Here is a 15,679-nt window from a genome sequence, read left to right as displayed (position 1 = left end):
AGCCTTTCGGCGTGCTGCGAATCAGACTGTACAGCAGCTCAGGGGGTGCGGTCGAACCCGCTCAGGGGGCGGCCGCGTCCACCGCCTTCACGATCCGCTTGTCCGAGATCGGGTAGGCCGTCCCGAGGGCGTGCGCGAAGTAGCTGACGCGCAGCTCCTCGATCATCCAGCGGATGTCCGTGACCGCGGCCGGCACCGGCCGCCCCTTGGGCAACTGCTCCAGCAGCCAGGCGTACTCGTCCTGCATCTCGTGGACCTTTTCCATGCGCGTGGTGTCGCGCTGGACGCCCGTCGGCATCTGCTGCAGGCGCCGGTCCGCCGCCACCAGGTAGCGCATCAGGTCCGGCAGCCTGCGCAGCCCGGTGAGCGTGACGAAGCCGGCCGGCATGAGGGCCGCCAGCTGCGTCTTCACGTCCTGGATGTTGGCGACCAGCGCCAGGCTGTTCGTGGCCTTCAGGCGGCGCTCACAGGCCTGCCAGGCCGCCAGTACCTGCTGCACCTGGCCGACGGTGCGCACGGTCGTGTCCACCAGGTCCGCGCGGACGGCCTCGTAGAGCGTGCGGAAGCCCGCCTCGTCCCAGGCCGGCCCGCCGTGGTCGGCGATCAGCTTGTCGGTCGCCGCCGTCGCGCAGTCGTCGAACAGCGCCTGGATGGAACCGTGCGGGTTCCTGGACAGGGCCAGCTTCTGCTGGTTGGTGAGGTGGTCCGAGGCGAACTTCGCCGGATTCACGGGGATGTTCAGCAGGATCAGGCGCCGGGTGCCCAGCCACATCGCCTGCTGCTGCTCGGCCTCCGTGTCGAAGAGCCGTACGGAGACACTGGTGCCCTCGTCCACGAGCGCCGGGTAGGCCTTCACCGGCTGGCCGGCCCGCCGGGTCTCGAAGACCTTGGTCAGCGTCCCGATGGTCCAGTCGGTCAGCCCGGTGCGCTCCACCGACTCCCCGCCCGCCCGCTCGGCGGTGGCCGCGGCGGCCTTGGACAGCGCCTGGCGGGCCTTGGGCTTCAGCTTCAGCCGCAGGGCCTCCAGGTCCTTGTCCTCGGCGATCTTCTTGCGGCGCTCGTCGACGATCCGGAAGGTGATCTTCAGGTGGTCCGGGATCCGGGTCAGGTCGAAGTCCTCGGCCGAGACCGGCACCCCCACCATCCGCTGCAGCTCGCGCGCCAGCGTGACGGGCAGCGGCTCCTGCAGGGGCGTCGCCGTCGCGAGGAAGCGCGTCGCGAAGTTCGGCGCGGGCACGTAGTGCCGGCGGATCGGCTTCGGGAGGGACCGGATGAGCTCGGTGACGACCTCCTCCCGCAGGCCCGGGATCTGCCAGTCGAAGCCCTCTTCGGTGACCTGGTTCAGCACCTGGAGCGGGATGTGCACGGTCACGCCGTCCGCGTCCGCGCCCGGCTCGAACTGGTAGGTCACCCGGAACTTCAGCTGCCCCTGGCGCCAGGTGTCCGGGTAGTCGGCCTTGGTGACCCCGGCCGCCTTCTCGGTCAGCAGCATCTCGCGCTCGAAGTCGAGGAGTTCGGGCTCCTCGCGCTTCTTGTGCTTCCACCAGGAGTCGAAGTGGGCCCCGGACACGACGTGTTCGGGAATCCGCTGGTCGTAGAAGTCGAAGAGGGTCTCGTCGTCCACCACGATGTCGCGGCGCCGCGCCCGGTTCTCCAGCTCCTCCACCTCGGTGAGGAGCTTGCGGTTGTCGGCGTAGAACTTGTGGTGCGTCCGCCAGTCACCCTCGACCAGCGCGTTGCGGATGAACAGCTCGCGCGAGACCTCGGGGTCGATCCGGCCGTAGTTGATCTTCCGCTGCGCCACGATCGGCACGCCGTACAGCGTGACCTTCTCGTACGCCATCACGGCCGCCTGGTCCTTCTCCCAGTGCGGCTCGCTGTACGTGCGCTTGATCAGGTGCTGAGCCAGCGGCTCGACCCACTCGGCCTCCACCTTGGCGTTGACCCGCGCCCACAGCCGCGAGGTCTCCACCAGCTCCGCCGACATCAGGAACCTCGGCTGCTTCTTGAAGAGCGCCGAGCCCGGGAAGATCGCGAACTTGGCGCCGCGGGCTCCCAGGTACTCGTTCTTGTCCGTGTCCTTCAGGCCGATGTGCGAGAGCAGACCGGCCAGGAGGGAGATGTGGACGCTGGTCTCCGGGGCGTCCGCCTCGTTGACGTGGATGCCCATCGTCTTGGCGACCGTACGCAGCTGGGAGTAGATGTCCTGCCATTCGCGGATGCGCAGGAAGTTGAGGTACTCCTGCTTGCACATCCGGCGGAAGGAAGAGGAGCCGCGCTCCTTCTGCTGCTCGCGGATGTAGCGCCACATGTTCAGGAACGACAGGAAGTCGCTGGTCTCGTCCTTGAAGCGGGCGTGCTGCTGGTCCGCCTGGGTCTGCTTGTCCGAGGGGCGCTCGCGCGGGTCCTGGATGGACAGGGCCGCCGCGATGACCATGACCTCGCGGACGCAGTTGTTCTTGTCGGCCTCCACGACCATGCGGGCCAGGCGCGGGTCGACGGGCAGCTGGGAGAGTTTGCGGCCCATCTGCGTCAGCCGCTTCTTCGGGTCCTTCTCCGACGGGTCCAGGGCCCCGAGCTCCTGGAGGAGCTGGACGCCGTCGCGGATGTTGCGGTGGTCCGGCGGGTCGATGAAGGGGAACTTCTCGATCTCGCCGAGGCCGGCCGCGGTCATCTGGAGGATGACGGAGGCCAGGTTCGTGCGCAGGATCTCGGCGTCCGTGAACTCCGGGCGGGCGTTGAAGTCGTCCTCGGAGTAGAGCCGGATGCAGATGCCGTCGCTGGTACGGCCACAGCGGCCCTTGCGCTGGTTGGCGCTGGCCTGCGAGATCCGCTCGATCGGCAGCCGCTGGACCTTGGTGCGGTGGCTGTAGCGGGAGATCCGGGCGTTGCCCGGGTCGATCACGTACTTGATGCCGGGGACGGTCAGGGAGGTCTCGGCGACGTTGGTCGCGAGAACGATCCTTCGGCCCGTGTGCTGCTGGAAGACGCGGTGCTGCTCGGCGTGCGAGAGGCGGGCGTAGAGCGGGAGCACCTCGGTGAAGCGGAGCTTCTTCTTGATCAGGGCGTCCGCCGTGTCGCGGATCTCGCGCTCTCCCGAGAGGAAGACCAGGATGTCGCCCGGCCCCTCGGCCTGGAGCTCGTCGACGGCGTCGCAGATCGCGGTGATCTGGTCACGGTCGCTGTCGTCGCCCTCCTCCTCGAGGAGCGGGCGGTAGCGGACCTCCACCGGATAGGTGCGTCCGCTGACCTCGACGATCGGGGCGTTGCCGAAGTGCCGGGAGAAACGCTCCGGGTCGATGGTCGCCGAGGTGATCACGACCTTCAGGTCGGGACGCTTCGGCAGCAGCTGGGAGAGGTAGCCCAGCAGGAAGTCGATGTTCAGGGACCGCTCGTGCGCCTCGTCGATGATGATCGTGTCGTACGCACGCAGCTCGCGGTCCGTCTGGATCTCGGCGAGCAGGATGCCGTCGGTCATCAGCTTCACGAAGGTCGCGTCCTGGTCCACCTGGTCGGTGAAGCGGACCTTCCAGCCGACCGTCCGGCCGATCTCGGACTTCAGCTCCTCGGCGATGCGTTCCGCGACCGTGCGGGCGGCGATCCGGCGCGGCTGGGTGTGCCCGATCATCCCCCGGACGCCGCGGCCCAGCTCCATACAGATCTTGGGGATCTGCGTGGTCTTGCCCGAGCCGGTCTCGCCCGCGACGATCACGACCTGGTGGTCGCGTATCGCCTCGGCGATCTCGTCCTTCTTCTGGCTGACGGGCAGGTTCTCGGGATACGTGACCTCCGGCATCCGCGAGGCACGGCCGGCCAGTCGCGCGGCGGCCTTCTCGGCCTCCGCGGCGATCTCGTCGAGCACGGCCTGCTGGGCCTCGGGCTTGCGGATGCGGCGGGCGCCTTCGAGGCGGCGGCCGAGGCGGTGCGCGTCACGGAGGGAGATCTCACCGAGAAGCGTCTGCAGGGCGGCGAAGGAAGTAGACATACCTGGTCGAGGATCTCACCTGGTCCCGCCGGGTGGCGAACGCATTTGTGCCCCTCCCCGTACCATTTCGGGACGAGTCCCCCAGTCGTGCGAGTGAGAGGCAGCCCACCGTGTCCCGCCGCCGCCGTACGTGGTGCCTGCTGGCAGCCGTACTCGCGATCCTGCTGGGCACCGCCGCCCCTGCCACCGCACTGGCCGGACCGGCCGGCGCCGGCCCCGGCGCGCGGCCGGCTGCCGCTCCGGCCCGGGTGATCGCCTCGGACGCGCAGCAGGGGCCCGCCTGTGCCCCCGGCGCCCCGGACCGCGGGGGCGTGCCCGCCGTGCCCGTGCGCGCCGTCGGGGACCAGGCACAGCTTCCGCCGGGTGCGCCGGCGCCCGAGGGGACGCGCCCGTACCGGCCGATACCCGTACGGATCCTCGTACGCGGGCCCGACCGGGCGGCGCCCGGGCCGGTGGAGCTGTCCGTGATGCGGGTCTAGGAGGACCGGTCCCCCGCGCCGGTCCCGCCTCGTCACCCGTAGCCCTGGAGCACCCGTATGTCTTCTTCCCCTTCCTCCCGTCCTTCCCGTTCCTCCCGCCGGCCCCTGCTGATCTCCGCCGGGGTCGCCCTCGCCGCCGTCACCCTCGGGGTCGTGTCGTGGCAGGCCACCGCGCCCGCGGACAAGCCCGCCCGGTCCGTCTCGGCGTCCGCGCCCCAGGCGGATCCCGCAGCGGAGCTGAAGGCGCTCGCCCGCCGCGAAGCCGGCGACAAGCTCGCGCTCGGCCGCGCCGACGCGCCCGTCGTCCTGATCGAGTACTCCGACTTCAAGTGCGGCTACTGCGGGAAGTTCGCCCGGGACACCGAGCCCGAGCTGGTGAAGAAGTACGTCCAGGACGGCACCCTGCGCATCGAGTGGCGCAACTTCCCGATCTTCGGGGCGGACTCCGAGACCGCCGCGAAGGCCGCCTGGGCGGCGGGGCAGCAGGACCGGTTCGAGCAGTTCCACGCGGCCGCGTACGCCGAGGGCGCCAAGGAGAAGGGCTTCGGCGAGGCGCGCCTCGCGGAGCTGGCCGAGCAGGCCGGGGTCCCCGACCTGGAGCGCTTCAAGAAGGACATGGCCGGCGAGGAGGCCGCCGCGGCGCTGCGCAAGGACCAGGACGAGGGCTACCGCATCGGCGTCAGCTCCACCCCGTCCTTCCTCGTCAACGGTCAGCCGATCGCCGGAGCCCAGCCCCTCGCCGCCTTCACGGCCGCCATCGCCAAGGCCAAGGCAGCCGCGGCGGCGCAGCGATGACCGACATCGGCTACCTGGCCGCCCTGCTCGGCGGGCTCCTCGCCCTGCTCAGCCCGTGCAGCGCCCTGCTGCTCCCGGCCTTCTTCGCCTATTCCATCGACTCGGCCTCCCGGCTGCTGGCACGGACCGGCATCTTCTACGCGGGCCTCGCGACCACCCTCGTCCCGCTGGGGGCGGCCTCCTCGACCGCCGGCCGGTTCTTCCACGGCAACCGCGACACGCTGGTCCTCGCCGGCGGCTGGCTGATCATCGCGCTCGGCCTCGCCCAGATCCTCGGCCTCGGCTTCGCCTCCCGGCGCATCTCCGAGCTGTCGGGGCGGATCCGCCCGACGACCGCCGTGTCGGTGTACGCCCTCGGCGCGGTCTACGGCCTCGCCGGCTTCTGCGCCGGCCCGATCCTGGGCAGCGTCCTGACCGTGGCGGCGGTCAGCGGCAGCCCGGTCTACGGAGGCCTGCTGCTGGCCGTGTACGCGCTCGGGATGGCCGTACCGCTCTTCGTGCTGGCCCTGCTGTGGGAACGCTTCGAGCTGGGCGGGCGCCGCTGGCTGCGCGGCCGGGCCTTCACGCTGGGCCGCTTCGAGCTGCACACCACGTCCGCCCTGTCCGGGCTGTTCTTCATCGCGCTCGGCGCGCTGTTCCTCGTCTTCGACGGGGCGAGCGCGCTGCCGGGGCTGCTCGACGTGGACGATTCGTTCGCGGTGGAGCAGTGGGTCCGCTCCCTGACGGGCGGGGTCCCGGACTGGGCGCTGCTCGGGCTGGTCGCGGCGGGAGCGGCGGCCTTCGGCCTGGTGCAGTGGCGCCGCCGGTCCAGCCCCACCGGTGAGGCCGGGTAACGCAGGAAGGCCCCGTCCGATGGACGGGGCCTTCCGTTTGTGGCTGGGGCCGGGGTCGAACCGGCGACCTATCGCTTTTCAGGCGATCGCTCGTACCAACTGAGCTACCCAGCCACGAAACCGTTTCCGGCTTCAGCGATCCTGACGGGACTTGAACCCGCGACCTCCACCTTGACAGGGTGGCGAGCTAACCAACTGCTCCACAGGACCTTGCAGTGTGCGAGACCAAGTCTTGCACACGGTAATGCGTACCCCCAACGGGATTCGAACCCGTGCTACCGCCTTGAAAGGGCGGCGTCCTGGGCCACTAGACGATGAGGGCTAAAGGCCCGCCGGGCACTTTCCAGCGCGTCGGGGACGTGAGAAGCATATGGGATCCGGGGAGCTATCGCCAAAACGGTTTCTCCCCCGCCAGGGGGAGGGGCCCCCACCGGAGGGACAATGACCGCGTGCTGGAGATGACGCGCGAGGAGTTCGAAGAGCTCGTCGCAGAGGCCCTGGACCGGATTCCGCCGGAGCTGACGCGGCTGATGGACAACGTGGCGGTGTTCGTCGAGGACGAGCCGCCCGCCGACGACCCCGAGCTGCTCGGCTTCTACGAGGGGACCCCGCTGACCGACCGCGGCGAGTGGTACGCCGGGGTGCTGCCGGACCGGATCACCATCTACCGGAACCCCACCTTGCGGATGTGCGAGGACCGGGAGAGCGTGGTCGCCGAGACGGAGGTCACCGTGGTGCACGAGATCGCCCACCACTTCGGGATCGACGACGAGCGGCTGCACGCGCTGGGCTACGGATGACCCGGCCGGTCGAGGGTTCCGAGGCGATCGACCCGGACGTCGACCTCCACGTCCCCGCGCAGGCGGCCGAGCCGCAGGGCCGGGTGCTCGCGGCGGTGGCGGCCGGCGGGGCGATCGGGGCATCGGCCCGGTACGGGGTCTCCCTGCTGTGGCCGGCCGCCGGGCCCGGGGCCTTCCCGTGGGCGATCTTCTGGATCAACACGGGCGGGTGCGCGCTGATCGGCGTGCTGATGGTGCTGATCGGCGAGGGCGGGCGCCGGGCGCACCCGCTGGTGCGGCCCTTCGCCGGGACCGGGGTGCTCGGCGGGTTCACCACCTTCTCGGCCTACGCCGTGGACTCCTCGCGGCTCCTGGACGAGGGGGAGGCGGGGGTCGCGCTGGCGTACGCCGGGCTCACGGTGGTGGCGGCGCTGGGCGCGGTGTGGGCGGCCGTCTCGGTGACGCGGTGGGCGGTCCGCGGCCCTTCCCGGGGGCGGGCGGGCCGCCGGTGAACTGGCTGATCGTGGTCGCGGGGGCAGCCGTCGGCGCCCCGCTGCGCTACCTGACGGACCGTGCGGTGCAGGCCCGGCACGACGCCGTCTTCCCCTGGGGCACGCTCGTGGTCAACGCGGCCGCCTGCCTGGCGCTCGGCGCGCTGGCCGGCGCGGCCCTGGCCGGTGCCTCCTCCGCGCGGCTGGACCTGCTGCTGGGGACCGGGCTGTGCGGGGCGCTGAGCACGTACTCGACGTTCTCGTACGAGACCCTGCGGCTGGCCGAGAGCGGCCGGGCCTTCCTGGCGGGGGCGAACGTGGCGGTATCGGTGCTGGTTGGGCTGGGCGCCGTACACCTCGGGTCACAGGTGGCGCGGCAGCTGTTCGGCTGAGGGCGTGTCTCTTACGGGTCAAAGGGAGTTGGGCACATTGACCCGCTCATGCGGACCCTCACCCCTCAGGCTCCGGAGGTGCCCCCGTGCGCCATTTGTCCGCTTCCCTCCGACTGGCCGTCACCGCGCTCGCGGTCGCGGCGACGGCCGGCTGCATGAGCGTCGGCGAGGACGCGGCGAAGCCCGGGCCCTCCTCCTCCGCTGACCGCAAGGGCGGCCCCGGAGCGGCGGGAGGCGCGGCCGCCGGGCGGGGCTCCGGGATCCACGGCAACGGGCACGGCACGAAGGACGGTACGGGGAGCCCCGACGGCGCGCCCAAGGAGGACGGCAAGGTCTCCGGCGCGACCGGGGGCTCGCCCAGCCCGGGCGCGCCGAGCGCCGGTCCGGGAGCGCCGTCCCCGTCGGCGGGACCGGGCGGCGGGGCGGGCGGACAGGGCCCGCAGCAGCCGCCCGCGGGGGGCTCGGGCGGAGCGGGTGGCTCCGGTTCCGGGGGTTCGGGAGGCTCGGGCGGCTCCGGCGGATCGGGCGGTGGGCAGCAGACGACCGGGCCGATCCCGGAACCGTCCCCTTCTGCGACCCCGCCTGTGACGGAAACCACTCCCCCGGTGCCCCCGCAGCCGGACCCGTCCACCTCGCCCGCACCGCAGTCGTAACCCGGCCGCGGCCGCCTCCCGCCGAGGTTCCCTCCCCTTCGCGCCTGCCGACCGGTCGGGTGTCCTCGCAGGTCAGAGCCACTTCGGGTGGGACGACTTGCCAGACCCGGGGGAGGGTGCGTATGGTTATAGATCGTTTGATCCCATTGCCCGGCGCCGAATCCGAAGAGCGCCGTGTGGCGCGTACTCTCCCTAGCCGTGGCTGACCGCATTGAGGCGGTCGATTTGCGATTCACGGAGTTTGGGCGCGTGCCGAGACTCCGGAAGGTTTCGCATTTCGCATGTCCATTTCCAGTTCTGACCGTTCCGTCATGCCCGAGAACGACTCCCGCGAGATCGTCGACGCTGCCCCGGCCTTCGTGGCCGACGAGGCCGTCGAGACCATCGAGGCGGACGGGGCCATCGAGTCCCTCGAGGACTCCAACGACTTCGACGAGGACGGCGACTCCGACGTCGACGCCGAGCCCTCCGTCACCTTCGGCGACCTCGGTCTGCCGGAGGGCGTCGTGCGCAAGCTCGCGCAGAACGGCGTCACCACGCCCTTCCCGATCCAGGCCGCGACCATCCCGGACGCCCTGGCCGGCAAGGACATCCTCGGCCGTGGCCGCACCGGCTCCGGCAAGACCCTCTCCTTCGGTCTGCCGACCCTGGCCTCGCTGGCCGGCGGCTTCACCGAGAAGAAGAAGCCCCGCGCGATCATCCTCACGCCGACCCGTGAGCTCGCGATGCAGGTCGCGGACGCCCTCCAGCCCTACGGCGACGTGCTCGGCCTGAAGATGAAGGTCGTCTGCGGCGGCACCTCCATGAGCAACCAGATCTACGCCCTGGAGCGCGGGGTCGACGTCCTCGTCGCCACGCCGGGCCGTCTGCGCGACATCATCAACCGCGGCGCCTGCTCCCTCGAGAACGTCAAGATCGCCGTCCTCGACGAGGCCGACCAGATGGCCGACCTGGGCTTCCTGCCCGAGGTCACCGAGCTGCTCGACCAGATCCCCGGCGGCGGCCAGCGCATGCTCTTCTCCGCCACCATGGAGAACGAGATCGGCACCCTGGTCAAGCGCTACCTGTCCAACCCCGTCACGCACGAGGTCGACAGCGCGCAGGGCAACGTCACGACCATGACGCACCACGTCCTCGTCGTGAAGCCGAAGGACAAGGCGCCGGTCACGGCCGCCATCGCCGCCCGCAAGGGCCGCACCATCATCTTCGTCCGCACCCAGCTGGGCGCCGACCGCATCGCCGAGCAGCTCGTCGAGGCCGGCGTGAAGGCCGACGCGCTGCACGGCGGCATGACGCAGGGTGCCCGTACCCGCGTCCTCGCCGACTTCAAGGACGGCTACGTCAACGCGCTCGTCGCCACCGACGTCGCCGCCCGCGGCATCCACGTCGACGGCATCGACCTGGTGCTGAACGTGGACCCGGCCGGCGACCACAAGGACTACCTGCACCGCTCGGGCCGTACCGCCCGCGCCGGCAAGTCGGGTGTCGTGGTCTCCCTGGCCCTGCCGCACCAGCGCCGCCAGATCTTCCGCCTGATGGAGGACGCGGGCGTGGACGCCTCGCGCCACATCGTCCAGGGCGCCGGCGCCTTCGAGCCCGAGGTCGCCGAGATCACCGGTGCGCGTTCGCTGACCGAGGTCCAGGCCGATTCCGCGAACAACGCCGCCAAGCAGGCCGAGCGCGAGGTCGCCGAGCTCACCAAGCAGCTGGAGCGCCTGTCGCGCCGTGCCGTGGAGCTGCGCGAGGAGGCCGACCGCCTGGTCGCCCGCTCCGCGCGTGAGCGTGGCGAGGACCCCGAGGCCGCTGTCGCCGAGGTGGCCGAGGCCGCCGAGGCCGAGGTCGCGGCTGCCGCCGCTGCCGCTGCCGCCGAGCTGGCCGCGCAGGAGCGCCGCGAGGAGCAGCGCGCCCAGCGCGACGACCGCGGCAACTTCGAGCGCCGCGACAACCGCGGCGGCGACCGTGGCGGTGACCGTGGTGGCTTCCGCCGCGACGACCGTGGCGACCGCGGTGGCGACCGTGGCGGCTTCCGCCGCGACGACCGTGGTGACCGTGGTGGCGACCGTGGCGGCTTCCGCCGTGACGACCGTCCGTCGGGCGGTTTCCGTTCCGGTGGTGACCGTCCGTCGGGTGGTGGTTTCCGCCGTGACGACCGTCCCTCGGGTGGCTTCAACCGCGACGACCGTGGTGGCGACCGTGGCGGCTTCCGCCGTGACGACCGTCCGTCCGGTGGTTTCCGTTCCGGTGGTGACCGTCCGTCGGGTGGTGGTTTCCGTCGTGACGACCGTCCCTCGGGTGGCTTCAACCGCGATGACCGTGGTGGCGACCGTGGCGGCTTCCGCCGCGACGACCGCCCGTCCGGTGGCTTCAACCGTGACGACCGCCCCTCCGGCGGCTTCCGCTCCGGTGGCGGCGACCGTCCGTTCAACCGCGACCGTCGTGACGACCGTCCCTCCGGTGGCTTCCGCTCCGGCGGCGCCGGCGACCGCCCGTACGGCCGCCGCGACGACCACCGCCCGTCGGGCTCCGGTTCCACCGGCTCCTTCGGCGGCCGCCGCGACGACAAGCCGCGCTGGAAGCGCAACGGCTGATCCAGGCCTGAGCTGAACCACTGACAGGGCCCCCACGACACCGTCGTGGGGGCCCTGTTGCGTCTCCGGCCGACGGACGACAGGCCGGTAGCGGGATACCCGATCGGCTGACCGGCGCTGTCCGGCTATGCTCTGGGGTGAGCACCTGGAGGGCCATTAGCTCAATTGGCAGAGCAGCGGACTTTTAATCCGTTGGTTGTCGGTTCGAGTCCGACATGGCCTACCGCTCAGAACGAAGCGCCCCACCCGGAGTTGCCGGGTGGGGCGCTTCGTCGTGCGCGGGGTGATCAGGCCGAGGTGGCACGGCGGCGGCGGGCGCCGAGCCAGGCGGCGGCCGCGCCGAGGGCCACCAGGGCGGCGGCCAGGCCCGCGTAGAGGCCCGTGGCCGAGCCGGCCCCGGTGGAGGCCAGGGAGCCGGTGGCCGAGCCCGTGGTGGTGGTCAGGCTGGTGTTGCCCGTGGCGGCGGCGGCCGAGGAGGAGGTGGCCGCGGCCGGCTGCACCGAGGTGGTGGAAGACGGGACCTTGGAGGGCGTGGGGGACGGCGTCGAGGACGGCGCAGGCTCCACGATCGGCTTGAGCGGGAACGTCATCTCATTGCCCTCGAACGGGTAGGTGTTGCCCTCCGCGAGGCTGACCGCCGACTCCATCGTGATCATGGTCTTCTTCGTGAGCTGCGTGTCCTTGCCCAGGCTGACCCGCAGCGGGAGGGTCCGGATGCCGGCTGCGGCGCCGAAGCCCTTGGGGATCCGGGGGAGCTCGTAGCGGTTGGACTCACCCTTCAGGTCCTGCCAGCGGCCGTCGATCAGGGCCTGGGGCCGGAAGTCGGCCTTTTCGGTGCCCGGGTGCGTCAGGGTGAGCGAGGTCGCGAGGGCGCTGCCGAAGGTGCCGTCGCCCGTGGCCTGGTAGTTCAGGTCCAGGTACGCGCGCTGGTCCTGGCCGTCCTTGCCGGAGTCGACCTGCTTGAACCAGGTCTTCAGCTCGCCCGACTTGATCTGCGGGTCGACCTTGAAGACGTGCGAGTCCATGGCGCCGGGCGCCACCGAGGAGTTGGAGCTGGCGGCGGTGAACTTGAAGTCGCCGTCGTTGGTCGGGTAGTTCGCGCCGAGGCCGACGGTGACCTTCCAGGTCATCTTGCCGTTCGCGGGGATGTCGAAGCCGGCCCCCTGGTCCGCGCCGGAGACCGGGTAGAACAGGCCCTGCCAGCCGCCGTCCTGCTGGCCGACCGAGTACGTGGTCGCCGGCGCGTCCACCGCGTCGACCTTGAAGACGACGTCGCCGCGGTTCAGCGGGCTCGCACCGGTCGGGTCCACCAGCATCCACGGCTTGTACGTGACGGGCTTGCCGGTCGGGTTCTTCACCGTCAGCTCGAAGGCCTCGGCGGTCCCGCCGCGGGTCAGCGGACCGCTGGGAACGGGGGCACTCATCTCCGTACGCAGCACGGGCTGGGCCTCGGCGGCGGTCGCGGCAGTAGTGGAAAGCGGCAGCAGAGTGGTGACGACGCCGGCGACGACTGCGATGGCGGCTGCGGTGCGAACGGACATGGTGGACTCCCCCCAGGAATCACAAGGGCAACGGCAGAGCGCCGGGCCGGAAGGTGTGGTCGGTGCCGCCCGGCCGGTTCGTGTTCCCCCTGGCCTTGGCGACAGGTGAATCTTCACCCGGGGGTGGTCCGGGAACCATCCCCGTTGTGTCACCGCCGCGCAACAGAGATGATCTTGGCTCGCCGGCGCTCTGTCCGGGGTGGGTTTTAAGGCTCTGACCTGCGGTGATGGTGGTACAGGGGGTGGGCCGGCGGTTAATTGGCGGAAGGCTGTCCCCGGATGGCGTAGAGTTGGGTTTACCGACGCGGGGTGGAGCAGCTCGGTAGCTCGCTGGGCTCATAACCCAGAGGTCGTAGGTTCAAATCCTGCCCCCGCTACTCAGTACGAAGGCCCGGTTCCCTTGGGGGAACCGGGCCTTCGTCGTGTTTCGCCTGCGGCGGCGCGTCCCCAGAGGATGCGTGACGGTGTGTGAGGCACAGTGCGCTCTGCGCAAGGGATATGACGAGTCGTCACCTTGCTTGTGTGGCCGACGGGATGGCTGAGACTGGCGATTTTTGCCCCGGTTCATTCCTTTTTGATGGTAAAAGCGCAGGCCGGAGGTCATCGGGGAGTGGCCGATTGGTGTGAACGATCAATCGCAACAGCTTGGAATCACTCCCCCGCGTCTATTACCTTTCGATAACGCAGCGCGGTCGTCCCAGCCGTCGCAAGTGGCGGCGCCGTGCGCGTGCGTGTCCATGAGGAGTGTGCCCCGGTGGCCTCCAACTTGCCTGCCCCCGAAGGCATCGAGACCGAGGAGCCGCCAACCGCGGGTGCCTGGGGCGAGTGGAATCCCACCGAGGATTCGGTCCGCCCGGTCCGCGGCAAGCACCGAGTGGCCAAGCAGCGCGGGGGACTTGCCCGCAGCTCCACCGTGCTCGGGGTCGGCGTGATCGCGGCCGTCGGCGCGGGGGGCATCGCCTCGGCGCAGGACCGGCCGCAGATCGCGATATCCCTGCCCTCCTTGCCCGACCTGATGACGGGCGACGCCTCCGGTGGCGGGGGCGCCGCCGACAACGGCGGGTACGCGGAGGGCGGTTCCGGGGCGGCCGACGGGACGGCGGCGCGGACGGGGATCATTCCGCGGCAGTCCGACCGCCAGGCCGACGCCGGCGAGGCGCTGCGCAACCGCATCCTCCAGCAGGCCGAGTCCCAGCAGGGCGCCGCCGAGGCACAGGCCCAGGCGGAGGCCGAGCGGGTCGCCCGGGAAGCCGCGGCGCAGGAGGCCAAGGAGAAGGCGGAGGCCGCGCGCGAGGCGGCCGAGGCCGCCGCGAAGGCGGAGCAGGAGGCCAAGGAGGCCGCCGAAGCCAAGGAGGCCGCGGAGGCCAAGGCCGAGCAGGAGCGCCTCGCCAAACCGGCCGGGAGCTACTCCCTGCCCACCTCCGCCTACACCCTCACCTCGCACTACGGGGTCTCCGGCTCCATGTGGTCCTCCGGCTACCACACCGGCCTCGACTTCGCGGCTCCCACCGGTACCCCGGCCAAGGCCGTCGCCGCCGGGAAGATCACCTCGGCGGGCTGGTCCGGGGCGTACGGCTACCGCATCGTGCTCGAGCTCGAGGACGGTACGGAGATCTGGTACTGCCACCTCTCCTCCATGTCGGTGACCTCCGGCTCGGTGGCCCCGGGCGAGACCATCGGCCGGGTCGGTGCCACCGGCAACGTCACCGGACCCCATCTCCACCTGGAAGTGCGCAAGGGCGGTTCGACGATGGATCCGCTGGCCTGGCTGGAGTCCAAGGGGCTGAACGTCTAGCGTCCGTGCCGACGGGGTCCCGGCCGACGGGGTCCCGGCCTGCACGGTCCCGACCGACGGTGTCCCGGCTGATGGGAGCCCGCCCGGTGGGGTCCCATCGGCGCGGAGCCGGTACGCCGGCCGGCGTGGCCGGGGGGACGCGGCCGGGGGCCAGGGGGTCGAACCACGGGGGAAGCAGCTCCTCCATGACCGCCGCGCGGGCCAGCGCGGGACCCGCCGTCGCCCGGCGCATCCACAGGCTGTGGAGCAACTCGCGCTCCCGCCCCGCGAAATCCGGCTCCTCCACCGGACCGCGGCGCGCCCGGTTCCGCAGCAGGGCCAGCGCGGCCGCATCCGCCTCGTACAGGGCGACTGCCCGCCCGGCGGCCCGGCCGCCGCTGCGCCGGGCCAGGCTGCGCGCCAGCGACCGCGCCGGCATCGACGCGAGGGCCGGTACCTCCGCCGAGCCGAGCCAGCCGGCGGCCGCGTATACCGACAGCTCGGCGGACACGGCCCGCAGCCTGCGGCGCCGTATCCGTACGGCCAGCCCCACCAGCAGCCCGAACACCGGGACCATCACGGAGCCGTAGACCACGTAGAACCCGTACGCCCCCAACTGCGAGGAGCTGTTCCACAGCGCGTGCAGGCCCATGGCGAGCGCGAGGCCCAGCAGCGGCAGGCCGGTCCTGCGCGCGCGGCGGGCACTGACCGCGGCCGCTCCGAAACCGAGCCCGGTGAGCACGGTGAACAGCGGGTGCGCGAACGGCGAGAGCACTATGCGCACGAAGAAGGTCGCCGCCGTCACCGAGTCGAGGACGCCCGTGCCCGCGGTGACGTCCTCACCGAAAGCGTTGCCGAGGTAGAGGATGTTCTCGGTGAAGGCGAAGCCGGTGGCGGTGAAGCCGGCCACCACGAAACCGTCGGCGGGACCGGTGAACTGCCGTCTTCGGAACACGAAGACGAGGAGCAGGGCCGCCGCCTTGACGCTCTCCTCCACCACCGGGGCGATCGCCACCGAGCCGAGCTGGTCGGCGCCGGAGGGGTCGGCGGTGGCCGCGGCTATCCACTGGGTCGCGAAACTGTTGGCCAGTATCGCGATCAGCGCCGCGGTGCAGGCACCCCAGCCGAAGCAGAACAGCAACTGCGGCCAGGGCGCGGGCGCGGCCCGGCCGAGCCACCGGAAGGCCGCCATGAGCGGCGGCACCGGCAGCAGGGCGAGGCCGAGTCCGACGAGGAAGCCGGGGGTACCGGTCTGCTCCCGTACGAGTTCGAGGATCGCGATCCCGGTGGCGGCGAGCAGGACGACGAGCACGCACATGCGGACCCTGCCCGACGTGCGTGCGAGCACAGGGGAGAGCGCTCGGAACAC

At 71.4% G+C, this 15,679-nt stretch carries 12 protein-coding genes and 5 tRNA genes; 11 read left to right on the top strand and 6 right to left on the bottom strand.

Features of this window, described 5'->3' with window-relative positions:
* Nucleotides 1-61: 61 nt before the first annotated feature.
* A complete protein-coding gene (gene hrpA / locus ACIP5M_RS01610) occupies nucleotides 62-3,985 on the bottom strand; it encodes an ATP-dependent RNA helicase HrpA (protein WP_401190721.1) in 3,924 nt (1,307 codons plus the stop codon).
* A 110-nt stretch (nucleotides 3,986-4,095) separates the two neighbouring features.
* Here hrpA and ACIP5M_RS01605 point away from each other — a divergent pair, with 110 nt between their 5' ends.
* From ACIP5M_RS01605 to ACIP5M_RS01595, 3 genes are read left to right on the top strand one after another with little or no spacing between them, the layout of a single operon-like run.
* Entirely contained in the window at nucleotides 4,096-4,464 is a 369-nt protein-coding gene (locus ACIP5M_RS01605) for a hypothetical protein (protein WP_401190720.1), read from the top strand.
* Nucleotides 4,465-4,521: 57 nt separating this feature from the next.
* Nucleotides 4,522-5,259 carry a thioredoxin domain-containing protein gene (locus tag ACIP5M_RS01600; protein ID WP_401190718.1) on the top strand — a complete coding sequence of 246 codons (738 nt, stop codon included), beginning with the start codon at nucleotides 4,522-4,524 and terminating at the stop codon, nucleotides 5,257-5,259.
* Nucleotides 5,256-6,092, top strand: a complete 837-nt coding sequence (locus ACIP5M_RS01595) for a cytochrome c biogenesis CcdA family protein (RefSeq protein ID WP_401190717.1) — start codon at nucleotides 5,256-5,258, stop codon at nucleotides 6,090-6,092. Before ACIP5M_RS01600 ends, ACIP5M_RS01595 begins: the two co-directional genes overlap by 4 nt.
* Nucleotides 6,093-6,132: 40 nt before the next feature.
* Here ACIP5M_RS01595 and ACIP5M_RS01590 read toward each other — a convergent pair.
* The 3 genes from ACIP5M_RS01590 to ACIP5M_RS01580 form a co-directional block, all read right to left on the bottom strand.
* A tRNA-Phe gene (locus ACIP5M_RS01590) sits at nucleotides 6,133-6,206 on the bottom strand.
* Nucleotides 6,207-6,228: 22 nt separating this feature from the next.
* A tRNA-Asp gene (locus ACIP5M_RS01585) sits at nucleotides 6,229-6,302 on the bottom strand.
* A gap of 39 nt (nucleotides 6,303-6,341) precedes the next feature.
* Nucleotides 6,342-6,414: transfer RNA gene (locus ACIP5M_RS01580), tRNA-Glu, on the bottom strand.
* 127 nt (nucleotides 6,415-6,541) lie between these two features.
* Between ACIP5M_RS01580 and ACIP5M_RS01575 the strand changes: the two genes are divergently transcribed.
* From ACIP5M_RS01575 to ACIP5M_RS01550, 6 genes are all read left to right on the top strand, one after another.
* Nucleotides 6,542-6,892, top strand: coding sequence for a metallopeptidase family protein (locus ACIP5M_RS01575; RefSeq protein WP_401190715.1), 351 nt, complete (start codon nucleotides 6,542-6,544; stop codon nucleotides 6,890-6,892).
* Nucleotides 6,889-7,383, top strand: coding sequence for a fluoride efflux transporter FluC (locus ACIP5M_RS01570; protein ID WP_401190714.1), 495 nt, complete (start codon nucleotides 6,889-6,891; stop codon nucleotides 7,381-7,383). The genes ACIP5M_RS01575 and ACIP5M_RS01570 overlap by 4 nt, the downstream gene beginning before the upstream one ends.
* Nucleotides 7,380-7,754 (top strand): fluoride efflux transporter CrcB, encoded by a 375-nt coding sequence (crcB, locus tag ACIP5M_RS01565; RefSeq protein ID WP_401190712.1) that lies wholly within the window; start codon nucleotides 7,380-7,382, stop codon nucleotides 7,752-7,754. The genes ACIP5M_RS01570 and crcB overlap by 4 nt, the downstream gene beginning before the upstream one ends.
* A gap of 86 nt (nucleotides 7,755-7,840) precedes the next feature.
* Nucleotides 7,841-8,407: a hypothetical protein gene (locus tag ACIP5M_RS01560; RefSeq protein ID WP_401190711.1), complete on the top strand. Its 567-nt coding sequence runs from the start codon at nucleotides 7,841-7,843 to the stop codon at nucleotides 8,405-8,407.
* Nucleotides 8,408-8,688: 281 nt separating this feature from the next.
* Nucleotides 8,689-10,995, top strand: a complete 2,307-nt coding sequence (locus tag ACIP5M_RS01555) for a DEAD/DEAH box helicase (protein ID WP_401190709.1) — start codon at nucleotides 8,689-8,691, stop codon at nucleotides 10,993-10,995.
* Nucleotides 10,996-11,145: 150 nt separating this feature from the next.
* Nucleotides 11,146-11,218, top strand: a tRNA-Lys gene (locus ACIP5M_RS01550).
* 64 nt (nucleotides 11,219-11,282) lie between these two features.
* Here the strand turns inward: ACIP5M_RS01550 and ACIP5M_RS01545 are convergent.
* Nucleotides 11,283-12,536, bottom strand: coding sequence for a hypothetical protein (locus tag ACIP5M_RS01545; RefSeq protein WP_401190708.1), 1,254 nt, complete (start codon nucleotides 12,534-12,536; stop codon nucleotides 11,283-11,285).
* Between the two features lie 303 nt (nucleotides 12,537-12,839).
* On the opposite strand from ACIP5M_RS01545, the gene ACIP5M_RS01540 reads away from it, so the two are divergent.
* Nucleotides 12,840-12,913, top strand: a tRNA-Met gene (locus ACIP5M_RS01540).
* Between the two features lie 377 nt (nucleotides 12,914-13,290).
* The gene (locus tag ACIP5M_RS01535) at nucleotides 13,291-14,331 is read left to right on the top strand and encodes a M23 family metallopeptidase (protein WP_401190706.1); all 1,041 of its coding nucleotides are present in this window, start codon (nucleotides 13,291-13,293) and stop codon (nucleotides 14,329-14,331) included.
* On the opposite strand, the gene ACIP5M_RS01530 is transcribed toward ACIP5M_RS01535, so the two are convergent.
* Entirely contained in the window at nucleotides 14,240-15,628 is a 1,389-nt protein-coding gene (locus ACIP5M_RS01530) for a PrsW family glutamic-type intramembrane protease (protein ID WP_401191826.1), read from the bottom strand. The genes ACIP5M_RS01535 and ACIP5M_RS01530 overlap by 92 nt on opposite strands.
* Nucleotides 15,629-15,679: the final 51 nt, after the last annotated feature.

This window comes from Streptomyces sp. NPDC088762, assembly GCF_044750905.1.
Classification (GTDB): Bacteria; Actinomycetota; Actinomycetes; order Streptomycetales; family Streptomycetaceae; genus Streptomyces.
This window is presented reverse-complemented; position numbering and strand designations above follow the sequence as displayed.